Here is an 11516-nt window from a genome sequence, read left to right on the forward strand (position 1 = left end):
AGGCCAAAGATAGGCTCTCGGCCCTGATGCCGCTCCCGCAGCGTGCTGATCGCGTCGTAGTCCACGCCCCAAAGGGTAGGCAACCGGACCGACAGAATGCCCACCGACGCGACGCTCAGGCATCGGCCAATACTTCTGCGCGCACCCCGAGTGCTTCGTACGTCGACCGTGCCCGTGCATCCCGGGTGACCAGGACGGCGCGGTGCTCACGAGCCGCCAGAGCTACGAGTCCGTCGTACGTCGCACCACCGGCGATGCCCCGTCGGGCCAACTCGCGGTGGGCAGCCCGCGCGGCACGTGCGCCGAGCTGAATCGAGTCGGGGAAGTTCTCGTCGATCAGCGTCACCGCGTCGGCAGGGTCGACGCGAGCATCGCCGGGAAGTCGCGTCAGCACCGAATAGGTTTCGGCCAGCGCGTGCCCACTGAGCCCGAGAGTCCGGCCTTTTGCCCAGTTCATCACCATGTCGTGGTGCGGATGAGAAGTGACCAGCAATGCCACCGCGACGCTGGTGTCGACCGCTGTGAAGGGCACCGACCTCAGCGCCGTCCCGAATCAATGAGAGCAAACACCATTTCGTCAGTGACGATCGTGTCCGCCTTCGCGACCAGGCGTCCATCTTCATTCCGCTGGAGTCGCGCGGTTCGCCCTCCCGGGATGATCTGTATCCCACCGCCGTAGGCGGAGATGTCAACCTCCGCACCAGGGGTGAGCCCCAGCGCGTCGCGCAGTTGCTTGGGCAGGACGACCCGACCACCGGAATCGATGACAGCCTTCATGGGATTAGGCTACCAGCGAAATCCCATTCCGCCGGCTCATGCCGCTTGACTCAGAGCCGCTGCGCGTCCAGCGCTTTCATCAGGGCCGGTCGCCTGCCGTAGTCCCGGCGGATCTGCGCGATGTAGGCGGCGAAATCATCGCTACGGCGGCCCTGTTCGTACAGCCTGGCCATCGTCGCCAGGGTCGCGGCAATGCCGGGATAGAGCCTGGTGTTGGGACGCTGCAAGGCCGCGTCGAGCTGCGGCCGATACAGGTCGGCCGCCTCGACAGGTCGCGCCGCCGAACCTCGCGCGGCCAACTCCTGCCACGCCCGGCCGGGTCCGTAGCGATCGGCAGCCTGCCACGCCGCGTCGGCGTCGCCCTCGCTGAGCAGAAGCTCGATCAGGACCGCGCCGCCGCTGCGAGGATCCGACGCCAATTCTCGCGCGTGGTTCAAGGCCCAGGTGCGTTCGGCATCGGCACGGTCGATGCGCGCCGCGAATCCAAGCAGGTCCTGGTAGCCGGACACCGACGGCCGCCCGATGAAGTCCGCCCGAAAGACATCCATCGCGTCCTCGGTCCGGCCCAGCCCCTGATAGGTCTCGGCGACGTCGGACGGGCTCAACCAATACTCGTTGCCCCCACCCCGACCGGAGACTCGCCCCTCGACAACGGCGCGATCAATCCAGGTCACCGCATCCTCGGGGCGTTCGGCGTCGCGCAACCGGGCGACGATCGCCCCGTACCGCGGATGTTGCCCCTGGCTGAGCAGGTGGACCGCTCGGTCAACGTCCCCATCGTGATCGGCGAGTTCCAGCAGCATGGCTTCGACCTCGTACCGGTCCCACTTGTCATGATCGTCGAGGGTGCGCTCCAGATCTGCCACCCCCCGGCGGTAGACCTTGAGCGCCTTTTTGTCGAACGCGTCCACGAAGTCGGCCAACGTCAGATTCGGCCAGCCCGGTGAGTCAGCGCGAAATTCCACCAGCCATTTGGCGAGCTCGACCGAATCGGGCCGGCCCTGCCGGCACGCCTGGGCGTAGAGAGCAGCGGCCCGCTGGCATTGGTCGCCGATCACACCCGACGAGTCGTCAGCCTCCTCGACGATCTTGCGCAAGCGGGTGACCGCGCCCAGCAATGCCGGCCGGACGATCTCGGCGGCCCCGCTGTTCAAGTGGTCCTCGAGCTCGTCGAGTGCTTCACCGGCCGACTCCGCAACCCCGTAGGATTCTTCGTAGTAGACAAACCCGCTGGACCCCAGCCGGTTTCGCACAAATGCTTCCAGCTCGCCCTTCGCCCGCGCGTCGTCACCCGACGCTGCCGTCGCACGGATCTCCAGCAGGCGACGGACCCCGCCATAGCGTTGGGCCAGCGTCAAGACCAGTTCTCGAAGCTCGTCGACGTCCATTGCCTGCACCGCCGCTTCGAGTGCAGGTTCTGCCGTTGCCGTCGCGCCGGCGGCCTGTCCGCTGTCGATCACCGCGAGTCCGGTGGCGACCAGATGCTTGCAGAAGTTGCCGTCGGCATAGTGCGGGCACGTACACGACCCCGCATGTAGCCGGCCCGACCAGTCAAGTTCCACGGTGTAGAGGCTGGCGCCCTGGATTGACGCGGACGCGCTCGCCTCGGTGATGCGCAGTTCCTGGACATCGGGGACGATGTCTTCGCCACGGGCGTAGACCAGCTCACCGGCCATGATGAGCAATGTCGATTCGGAGAGCGGCACGTCGCCATCATGACCGATACGTACGACATCCCGAGCGCCTGCTCAACATCTCAGGCCGACGCAGTCTTGTGCGACTGTCGATCTACGGCCCGAGCGCCGAAATCGGCACCACATGGACCCCGTCGGCTCGCTTCCCACCGCCGCCCGTCGCCGTCACGACAACAAGAGCCGACGGGTCGCCGTGCTTGGAGGTGTCCACCTCGGCCGGGAAGTTGACGAGGCCCTGAGCCGCTCTGTCAATGACGTCTTGGTCGCCGGTCAACTTGACTTCGAACGCGGCCCAGCCCTCGGGTGTGTCGACGATCGCGTCAATCTCCTTGCGACCGTGCGACTCCCGCCAAGAGTGCACCGCACCGCCGAGCGGTTGGGCGTAGATGCGAAGGTCACGGATTGCCAGCGCTTCAAAATGAAGTCCAGCAGCGGCCAGGTCGGCGAGTAGGTCCTTCGCCCCGACAGCCAGCGCAGCAGTGCCCAGCGAGGGATCGACAAAGTAGCGGACCGGCGCCTCACGTAATGCAACACGCGAACGCATGTGCGGTTTCCAGGCCGGTGAATTCTCCGTCAGCTTGAGCCGGTCGAGCGCATCGAGATAGGAGTTCACCGTCTCCTTCGCCGGAGCCCGTTGATCGTTACCTGCGATATCCGCTACGAGTGCCGTTAGTTTGATCGGCGTCCCGACGGATCGCCCGAGCGAGGCGAGTGCGCGACGCAGTCGAACCGGAGTCCGCCTACCGGTGCCAAGGTCCGGAATGTCGACATCGACGATCTGCGTGAGATAGTCCGCGAGCCACCTTCGGGCCGTCCGTTCCGGCTCGTCGAGCAATGCCGGCCAACCGCCGATGACGATCCGCCCCGCGAGGCCGGGGACAGTCATTGCGGTACGTTTCGACAGCTGGTCCTCGCCACGCAGCAGGGCCGCCAACGACACTTCACCGGTAGAGTGGCCAGACTCAAACAAGCTCATCGGTCGCATTCGCAGCGTGCCGATGCGCCCCGCGCCGGAATGCAACTCACGCTCGTACTTCGGAGTCGCCGAACCGGTGAGGATGTACAGGCCACGAGCACGCAGGTCATCGACGCGCCGTCGCACCTGGTCCCACACCTCGGGTGCGCGCTGCCACTCATCGAAGAGGATCGGGGTCTCCTGATCGAACAACTCCGCGGGGTTGAGGCCCAGCAACGCCCGAGCATTGGCATCGGTGTCGAAACGAACCGAACTCTTTGCCTCCTGAAGTGCGGTTTCGGTCTTCCCGCAGCCCTTCGGCCCGTCGATCAGCACGGCGCCGATCGCGGTCAGCCGATCTGATAACTCGGCGTCAGCGACACGGGCACGATAGTCGAGCACGGTGTCATTCTGCGTTCTCGACGAACATTAGTTGTTGCTTTTGACACTCCAGACTCGCTGTTTTTGTCATCATCTACTCTTCTTTTTTGACGGCACTGACGCCGCAGCAGTCCCGCCATCGACGGTCACGCACGAGAGTTGCTCGACGCCTCGCTCGCCGCTGCACTGTGAGCTTGTGGCCGGGCACCCTTCACACCTCAGCGGGGCGTCGGCGAGCCATCCTGGCAGCGCCCGGGATGATCGTGCGGAAGCTGATTGCCGGCGACATCACGCAGCCGGTATCCGTGGGTTCGACGGTGATGTGGCCCGTGTAATCCCGAATCGGTACCCCCCGACACCAACTCGTACCGCAGCGCCGTCGGCGGCTCAAAACGTCGTAATTCGTTCGCGGATAACAGCCAACACCACCCACCTCCGATCAATGCCGCAGCGGTATCGATCGATGTCAGAAAGGGGCCGTCATGCTTGCTTGTTCCCGCACCAGCGGCCGGGACGCCACGGACATCTGGAGTTCGGGATCAACGACGCTGCCGTCGCGGAGCAGCGCCACGTCGCCGCGGTGGTCGGCGGAACTCATCCATGGCAACCGGTCACCTTGGGAAGGGAGCTGATTCGCACCGCGTTGGACGTAGCCCGATGCCAGATCCATCAAGCGGCGGCGCGGCATCGCAGGATCGGCAAGCGCCGGCCGACAGATGTCGTACCCGTGGGAGTCCATGTGGTCCAGCAGCCGGCAGAGATGCTGGCTGAGCGGCCCGATCTTGAGGGTCCAGGAGGAGTGAGCATACCCGAGTGCGTAAGCGAAGTTCGGTATGCCGGAAAGCATTAGGCCCTTGAAGGTGACCGTGTCGGACAACTGCACCGGTTGACCATCGACGGCCACCTCGATACCGCCGAATGCTTGCAGGTTGAGGCCGGTGGCGGTGACGACGATGTCAGCGTCGAGTTCCCGTCCGGATTCCAGACGAATACCGGATGGAGTGAACGCGGCGATCCGATCGGTGACGATCGAGGCGCGGCCCTCGGCGACGTCGCGGAACAGGTCACCGTCGGGAACCATACACAGCCGTTGGTCGAACGGCTCATAGGGCGGGGTGAAGTGGTCATCGACCGGATAGCCCGCGGGTAACCGATTGCGAACGGCCCGCTTGATATACCACCGGGCCGCGTTCGGGAATCGCCGAAACAGGCGGTAGATGGATCGCAGCCGGCCGATGTTCTTCCGCCGGGTGAGGGCATAGCCGCGCTCGGGGCCGAGCCGGCGCTGCAGCACGTTGGCGATGCGGTCCTGCCGCGGGATAGGCAGGACATAGGAGGGCGTGCGCTGCAGCATCGTGACGTGTTCGGCGCTTCGAGCCATCGCCGGCACGAGGGTGACCGCCGTGGCGCCGCTTCCGATCACCACAACACGCTTACCTGCGTAGTCGAGCTGCTCCGGCCAATGCTGCGGGTGCACGATCGTGCCGAGGAAGCGCTCGCTGTCGGCGAATTCCGGAGTGAACCCTTGGTCGTACCGGTAGTAGCCGGCCGCGGAGAAGATCCACGACGCGGACAGCTGGAGCTGCTCGCCGGTGTCGGTACGCTCGATATCGACCAGCCAGCGGGCGGTTTCCGAGGACCACGATGCGCGTATCACCCTGTGGTGGTAGCGGATACGCTCTTCGATTCCGTACTCGGATGCTGTCTCGCGTAGGTAAGCAAGGATCTGCGCGGCGTCGGCGATCGCTTCCTCTCGTCGCCACGGTTTGAACTCGTAGCCGAAAGTGTGCAGGTCCGAATCCGAGCGGATGCCCGGATAGCGGAACAGGTCCCAGGTACCGCCCGATGCCCCGCGGGATTCCACGATTGCCAATCGCTTCGCGGGAAATTGGCTGCTGATGTAGCAGCCGACGCCGATACCCGATAGGCCCGCCCCGATGATCAGTACATCCAGGTGTTCGGTGGAAGGTGGCGAGTCGGTCATGAGAGCGGTGTCCTCAAGGGTTTTGGTGACGCTGGGGCGATCTGACGCCTTCAAGCTTCACCGACCCCAGAGGTCTTGTGCAAGCGCAAAATGCACCGCAATAATCCTCGTATGGTGCATAACGCTACATCGCCGGCCTGGCCTGACGTGTCACCGAGCGTGCAGGCACTCATGCAGCAAGCATCTGAACGGGTACTCGACCGCCGCGATGAGTGGGTGGAGGCGCTGCACACAGCGTCACTGAGACGCGAGCGCATGCGGGCGGTGACCGAGGATCCCGCCTTGTTCGCGGCGACGCGGCGGTCCAATCTCGCCGACGTGCTGCGCTGGGCGCTGGCCAACGTGCATCACCCCGGCGACCCCGTCCCGCCGATCGCTGCCACCGAAGCGACCGAGATCGCCCGCAATCTGGTGCGCAGTGGAATGGATGAGCGCGGATTGGAAGCGTACCGGGTTGGCCAGAATGCGGCCTGGAACCTGTGGATGCCGATCTGTTTCGAGTTGACCCGCAACCCAATTGAGCTTCAGGAACTGCTGGAAGTGTCCTGGCTGTCGATCGCGACATTCATCGATGACACCGTGGCCGCGGTGTCGGTCCAGATGGACATCGAACGCGCTGAGCTCATGCGTGACGCGCAGGCCGAGCGCCGAGCGATCGTCACCCTCCTACTTGAAGGCGCACCTGTGACCGCCGCCCGCGCCGAGGCTGAACTGGGATACCCATTGCGGCACTGGAATACCGCGGCCATCGTGTGGAGTGATATGTCCAGTCCGCCGGACGAACTGGAGGCGGTCACCGAGGCGATCATGCGTATCTCCGGTGTTACTCGCCGCCTGACGATTGCGGCCGGCGCCTCCGCGTTGTGGATTTGGCTACCGGTCACCGGCGTGCCCCCGTTGGCGCAACTGTCGGATGCACTGCGCCGCAGCCCGGGTGTCTGTGTCGCCTTCGGACGCCCCGCCACCGGTGTCGACGGCTTCCGCCGCAGCCATTTCGATGCGGTGGCCACGCAGCGGATGCTCGCCCGGCTGGACTCCCCCGAGCAAGTGGCCCGATACGAGGACGTTCAGCTGGTTGCCATGCTGTCCAACGACCCCACTCAGGTCGAAGAGTTCCTCCGGGACACTCTCGGCGACCTCCAGCATGCCGACCCCGAAGTCCAGCGCACCGTCGCCACCTATGTGCACGAACGATGCAGTGTCACCCGGACTGCTGAACGCATGTACACGCATCGCAACACCGTGGTCCGGCGACTCGGGCAAGCAGATGAGCTACTTCCGCGACCTCTTGCGGAGAATGTGGTGGCGGTAGCCGCGGCGCTGGATGTACTGCGCTGGCGACAGGCAGAGTGATCCTCCGCCTGCCAACGCAATCGCCGGACCCGGTCGGCGATCTATGCGACCGTCCGTAAAGATGCCCACCATGATGTCGGCGAAGACCTTTCGGTCACCGACGGATCCTGAGCACCGCTGATGCGCGGACGGGAAGCCAGCCAGGCGAAAGCCGAGGAGTTCGCCGGCAACATCCGCGCGCGGGCGGTGCGCGAATGCAGAGCCTCACAATGGTGTTGTGAGAAACGCTGTGACGAACGTGTAGGTTTTGACGGCAATTTCGAAATTTTGCCGCAAGAGGCTGCACACTCGCCACAGGGACACAAACGCAACTCCCAGCGCGACCGGCACGAGATCGCCGATCAGAGCCGTGTTGCACTCCCCTCGCGACAGAGCAACACTTTACGTTGATCAAGCTGCCCCACAATGTCATACGTTCATACGACAGCGGCGCGGCAAAGCGTAACCTGCCGGCACACCGAGCAAGACCGACCTGTCGGCTATGTATGTCATCATCCTCCATATGACCGGCGCCCTCGACATTCGACTCGTCAAGTGGAACGTCGCGATGGCCATGCACACCAAGGCCCACATGCTGGCAGGCCTCAACCCCACCATCGCGGTTCTCCCCGAGTCGGCGCATCCCGACAGAACGGGTCCCGCCCTACGCGCTATAAGCGCTACCTCGATGCAATGGATCGGCTCCAATCGGCACAAGGGACTGCTGGTCGTCACATTCGAGGGCTGGACCGCTCGGATCGACGACAGTTATCACCCCGGCTACGAATGGGTGATGCCAGTGCACCTCGAAGGGCACGCCCATATTCGCATGCTCGCCGTGTGGGATATGGGCAACCGCGGTCGCGGCCATGAATCGGCTCGGCGCCGTGGCGCCTGCCAAGCGTCCATGGATCACTACATGGAGTTTCTGTCCGGCGAAGGCCGTCGAGTCGGATGGCCCTGATGTATCCCTTGTCCGACCGCGCCGACCGCCGTTGACACGTAGGTCGGTGACCACGTTCACCTTGTGCAACTTGGAGTGACGATGAACAGAGCAGACCAATCTCCCGATTCGCTCCTCAAAGCGTTGACCGACGTGCGAATCCCCACGGAGAACCACAACTTCATCCGTCGGATTGTGAGGACGATAGGCATCGCAGAATTCCGGCGGCATGGTCACGCGGTATGTCAGCGGAGCATCCACACCGAGATCACGGAGCGTGTGCCGACGCCGTTAGTCGGAATTGGCACAGATTGACTGCCGAACCTTCCTCCCGGAATTCCCGTCGGCTGGGGAGCAAATCCTCAGGTAACCTCACGACCAGGTGTTCGCCGGTTTGGGGATTGGCATGGCTAACGGGTTGGAAGTCGACGCGAGCGGGCTACGCATCGCGGCCGCCAGCAGCGAGGCCGCGGCTGCGGAGCTGGGCACTGGGACGGTAGACGGTGGACGGGGTACAACCCCGAGTCAAGCCGGCGTGGCCGCGATCCTGGCCGCCGCCCAGTCCGTCCGCACCCGCCAGTCCGGCCGGATCAGCGGCCAGGCCGACGTCCTCACGGTGAGCAGCGCCCGCTACGACACCACCGACGACAACGGCCGCGACGCCATCACCACGGTGAGCGTGTGAGCCCTGCCGCTGGCGGGCCGCCCAGTCGGTCGGAGATCGAGGAATGGCCGACCCAGCACCTCGACGACGCCGCCACTCAGCTGCGGAGGATGGGCGCCCAATCCGTGACACTGTTCGACGAGCACCGCCAGAGCATCGCCGCTCCCGGCGGAACCACCTGGGAGGGCGACGCCAAGGACGCCGCACTCAATCGGGTGATCGCCGACACCGCAGTGGTGCACCGGCAGACCGCAGTCCAAGACGAGGCCGCTGACATCGCCGAGAACGGTGGCCGGGACGTCCAGGCCGCCAAACGTGAAGTTCTCGAGGCGATCACCGCGGCCGAGAACGACGGATTCAGCGTCGGCGAAGACTTGACGGTCACCGACACCCGCAAGTACGACATCTCGACAATCGCCGAGCGGAACAAGGCGGCCGCCGAGCACGCCGAGGACATCCGTTGGTTTGCCGAACGACTCGTCCAGACCGACACCTTCACCGGCCAGCGGCTGCAGGAGAAAGCCGCAGAACTGCAGGGGATCCGGTTCGACGGCGAGGACGAGGGAAGTGACGGCGAGGGCACAGTGCGGCTCGTCGACCACGAGACGCATGTCAAGCCGGACGAGGAACGCAAGGACGAGCGGGGCGACAAACCCGCCGAGCAGGCGGCTGGGCAGATCGGGCCGTTCGCAGTCCCCAAGTCGGTCGAGGACGTAGCGAAGAAGCCCGACGACAAGCCCTCCTCCGTCACCAGCGACGTCGGAGGCGACCTCGGAGACCTCTTAGGCGCCGACGACACTCCGGACGGCAAACCGGAGGACGGCCAGCCGGCCAAACCCGGCGCGGATGATAAGCCCGCCGGCCTGCCGCCAGTGCTCAGCCAGGTACGTCAGCCCCCTGATAAGGCGACGATCGACCGGCAAGCCGCGAAGGTGGAGACAGCCCGGCAGAACCTGGACGCCGCGCAGGCCAAGCTGGACGACGCCGCCGGACAGGACTACACGCAAGGTGCTGGGGCCGGTCCCGGTCGAGACACCAGCGGCCCGTTGGCGCAAGCGGTGTTCGACGCCCGCGCCGAACTGACCGAGCAGCGGAGGATCCTCAACGAGCTCAACTACGCCGCGGCCGCTGCCGGTAGCCCGACTGCTCCGGTTGCGCCGCTTCCGGAGAACGCCGACGTGCAGGCGTATCCACCGGAACCCTCGGCGTTCGCCGAAGGCAGCCGCGCACTCAGCGAGGGCAGCCTCGGCCTGATACCCGATGTCGCCAAGGACATCGACACGTTCAACAACTGGGACCAGGCTTCGGGCGCTGACCGACTCCAAGCCTCCCTCGACGCCGCAGGAATGCTCCCCCTACCCGGCGCCAAACCTCTCGCCGAAGGGATCGAACACGGACTCGACGCCCTCGGCGGCGCTGCTCGTCATTTCGACGACGCCCCGGGCATTCCGAACGAGGTCATCGACCCCCACCCCACCCCTCACAGCCCCGTCGATGACGTACCGAGCACCGGGCACGGTGACGGACCCGTTCACACAGACACAGTCGACCCGCCGCACCACGATGCAGACGCTCCTACCGTGGACCCCGGGCATGTCGCACCGTACGGGGTCGAGGACACCAGCGCGCTCCTGGCAGCGAGCGAAGCCACCGGCGGCCATCTCATAGAACGCCACGTCGGCCAAACCTTCGACGACCTCTCCGCACGTCTGGAGGGAACGCGGCTGCCAGTGGTCTCGTCCTTCGGCACCGCCGACGAAGCGGCGTCAGCCGTCAGTACCGCGCTCCAACACAATCATCAGGTGGTTGACGAGTGGATATCGAATGGAGCTGTCGGGAAAATCGAACTCGACGCACCCTTCGGCGGTGGGGAGGTGCTGCGTCGTGGGACTACTGAAGCCGAAGCGGGAAGCGGCGTTAGAGTGGTGCTTAAGGGTGATGGAACAGGCGGGTTGAATCGCCCCGGTGAGTCCGGAGACTTCATCTCTTGTGAAGGATGGAGTCATGGCAGGTTCGAAGAAGTATCCAGCTGAGCTGCGTGAGCGTGCGGTGCGGATGGTCGCTGAGGTTCGCGATCAGTATGGGTCAGAGTGGGCGGCGATCGAGTCGGTGGCGGCCAAGCTGGGTATCGGCACTCCGCAGACACTGTTGAGCTGGGTGCGCCGGCATCAAATCGACTCCGGTGCCCGCCCCGGGGTGAGCAGTGATATGGCCGAGGAGCTTCGCAAGCTGCGGGCTGAGAACCGAGAACTCAAGCGGGCCAACGATATTTTGAAATCTGCATCGACTTTCTTCGCGGCGGAGCTCGACCGCCGCAATCGGTGATCCTCGACTACATCGACACCCACAAACAGGAGTACGGCGTCGAGCCGATCTGCCGTGTGCTCTCGGCACATGGTTGCAAGATCGCGCCGTCCACCTACTACGACGCCTGCGTTCGGCGCCAGAATCCATCCAAGCGTCAGGTGCGCGATGAGGAACTCAAAGCCGAGATCACCCGTGTGCACCGGCAGAACTACTCGGCCTACGGTGCACGCAAGGTGTGGCTGCAATGCCGCCGCGAGGGCATCGAAGTAGCCCGCTGCACGGTGGAACGGTTGATGGGTGAACTCGGACTGTGCGGGGCGCGCCGTGGGAAAGTCAAGCGCACCACGGTGGCCGATCCGCAAGCCGATCGGGCCGACGATCTGGTCGGCCGCCACTTCTGTCCACATGCACCAAATATGTTGTGGGTAGCAGACTTTACCTATGTGTCGACATGGTCAGGATGGGTGTATGTGGCGTTC

The 11516-nt window shown here is 64.8% G+C and carries 10 protein-coding genes, 1 pseudogene and 1 other annotated feature; of the genes and pseudogenes, 6 read left to right on the plus strand and 5 right to left on the minus strand.

Annotated features, from left to right (window positions below; genetic code table 11):
- Positions 1 to 115: 115 nt before the first annotated feature.
- The 5 genes from ACWDTP_RS11990 to ACWDTP_RS12010 form a co-directional block, all read right to left on the minus strand.
- On the minus strand, positions 116 to 532 hold the full coding sequence (locus ACWDTP_RS11990) for a PIN domain-containing protein (protein WP_450019826.1): 417 nt from the start codon (positions 530 to 532) through the stop codon (positions 116 to 118).
- Positions 533 to 537: 5 nt separating this feature from the next.
- Entirely contained in the window at positions 538 to 777 is a 240-nt protein-coding gene (locus tag ACWDTP_RS11995) for an AbrB/MazE/SpoVT family DNA-binding domain-containing protein (RefSeq protein ID WP_450019828.1), read from the minus strand.
- Between the two features lie 50 nt (positions 778 to 827).
- Positions 828 to 2483, minus strand: a complete 1656-nt coding sequence (locus ACWDTP_RS12000) for an SWIM zinc finger family protein (protein ID WP_450019830.1) — start codon at positions 2481 to 2483, stop codon at positions 828 to 830.
- An 82-nt stretch (positions 2484 to 2565) separates the two neighbouring features.
- On the minus strand, positions 2566 to 3828 hold the full coding sequence (locus ACWDTP_RS12005; protein WP_450019831.1) for an ATP-binding protein: 1263 nt from the start codon (positions 3826 to 3828) through the stop codon (positions 2566 to 2568).
- A 445-nt stretch (positions 3829 to 4273) separates the two neighbouring features.
- A complete protein-coding gene (locus tag ACWDTP_RS12010; protein ID WP_450019833.1) occupies positions 4274 to 5791 on the minus strand; it encodes a flavin-containing monooxygenase in 1518 nt (505 codons plus the stop codon).
- Positions 5792 to 6046: 255 nt separating this feature from the next.
- On the opposite strand from ACWDTP_RS12010, the gene ACWDTP_RS12015 reads away from it, so the two are divergent.
- The 6 genes and pseudogenes from ACWDTP_RS12015 to ACWDTP_RS12040 all read left to right on the plus strand — a co-directional run.
- Positions 6047 to 7144: a PucR family transcriptional regulator gene (locus tag ACWDTP_RS12015; protein ID WP_450019835.1), complete on the plus strand. Its 1098-nt coding sequence runs from the start codon at positions 6047 to 6049 to the stop codon at positions 7142 to 7144.
- A 120-nt stretch (positions 7145 to 7264) separates the two neighbouring features.
- Entirely contained in the window at positions 7265 to 7534 is a 270-nt protein-coding gene (locus tag ACWDTP_RS12020; RefSeq protein ID WP_450019837.1) for a hypothetical protein, read from the plus strand.
- A gap of 112 nt (positions 7535 to 7646) precedes the next feature.
- Entirely contained in the window at positions 7647 to 8087 is a 441-nt protein-coding gene (locus ACWDTP_RS12025) for a hypothetical protein (protein WP_450019839.1), read from the plus strand.
- A gap of 385 nt (positions 8088 to 8472) precedes the next feature.
- Positions 8473 to 8751 (plus strand): hypothetical protein, encoded by a 279-nt coding sequence (locus tag ACWDTP_RS12030; protein ID WP_450019841.1) that lies wholly within the window; start codon positions 8473 to 8475, stop codon positions 8749 to 8751.
- Positions 8752 to 8945: 194 nt separating this feature from the next.
- Complete coding sequence (locus ACWDTP_RS12035; RefSeq protein ID WP_450019843.1) at positions 8946 to 10763, plus strand: RNase A-like domain-containing protein; 1818 nt, start codon at positions 8946 to 8948, stop codon at positions 10761 to 10763.
- Positions 10735 to 11516 (plus strand): annotated as a pseudogene (locus ACWDTP_RS12040) (IS3 family transposase); the annotation flags it as partial. The gene ACWDTP_RS12035 and the pseudogene ACWDTP_RS12040, both read left to right, overlap by 29 nt.
- Positions 11016 to 11144, plus strand: a sequence feature (AL1L pseudoknot). (Overlaps the previous pseudogene by 129 nt.)

It is taken from the genome of Mycobacterium sp. NPDC003449, assembly GCF_053588415.1.

Excerpts from the sequence above, each read along its gene's own strand:
- ACWDTP_RS11995 (WP_450019828.1), bottom strand. The coding sequence starts at position 777 with ATGAAGGCTGTCATCGATTCCGGTGGTCGGGTCGTCCTGCCCAAGCAA.
- ACWDTP_RS12010 (WP_450019833.1), bottom strand. The coding sequence starts at position 5,791 with ATGACCGACTCGCCACCTTCCACCGAACACCTGGATGTACTGATCATC.
- ACWDTP_RS12015 (WP_450019835.1), top strand. The coding sequence starts at position 6,047 with ATGCGGGCGGTGACCGAGGATCCCGCCTTGTTCGCGGCGACGCGGCGG.
- ACWDTP_RS12020 (WP_450019837.1), top strand. The coding sequence starts at position 7,265 with ATGCGCGGACGGGAAGCCAGCCAGGCGAAAGCCGAGGAGTTCGCCGGC.
- ACWDTP_RS12025 (WP_450019839.1), top strand. The coding sequence starts at position 7,647 with ATGACCGGCGCCCTCGACATTCGACTCGTCAAGTGGAACGTCGCGATG.
- ACWDTP_RS12030 (WP_450019841.1), top strand. The coding sequence starts at position 8,473 with ATGGCTAACGGGTTGGAAGTCGACGCGAGCGGGCTACGCATCGCGGCC.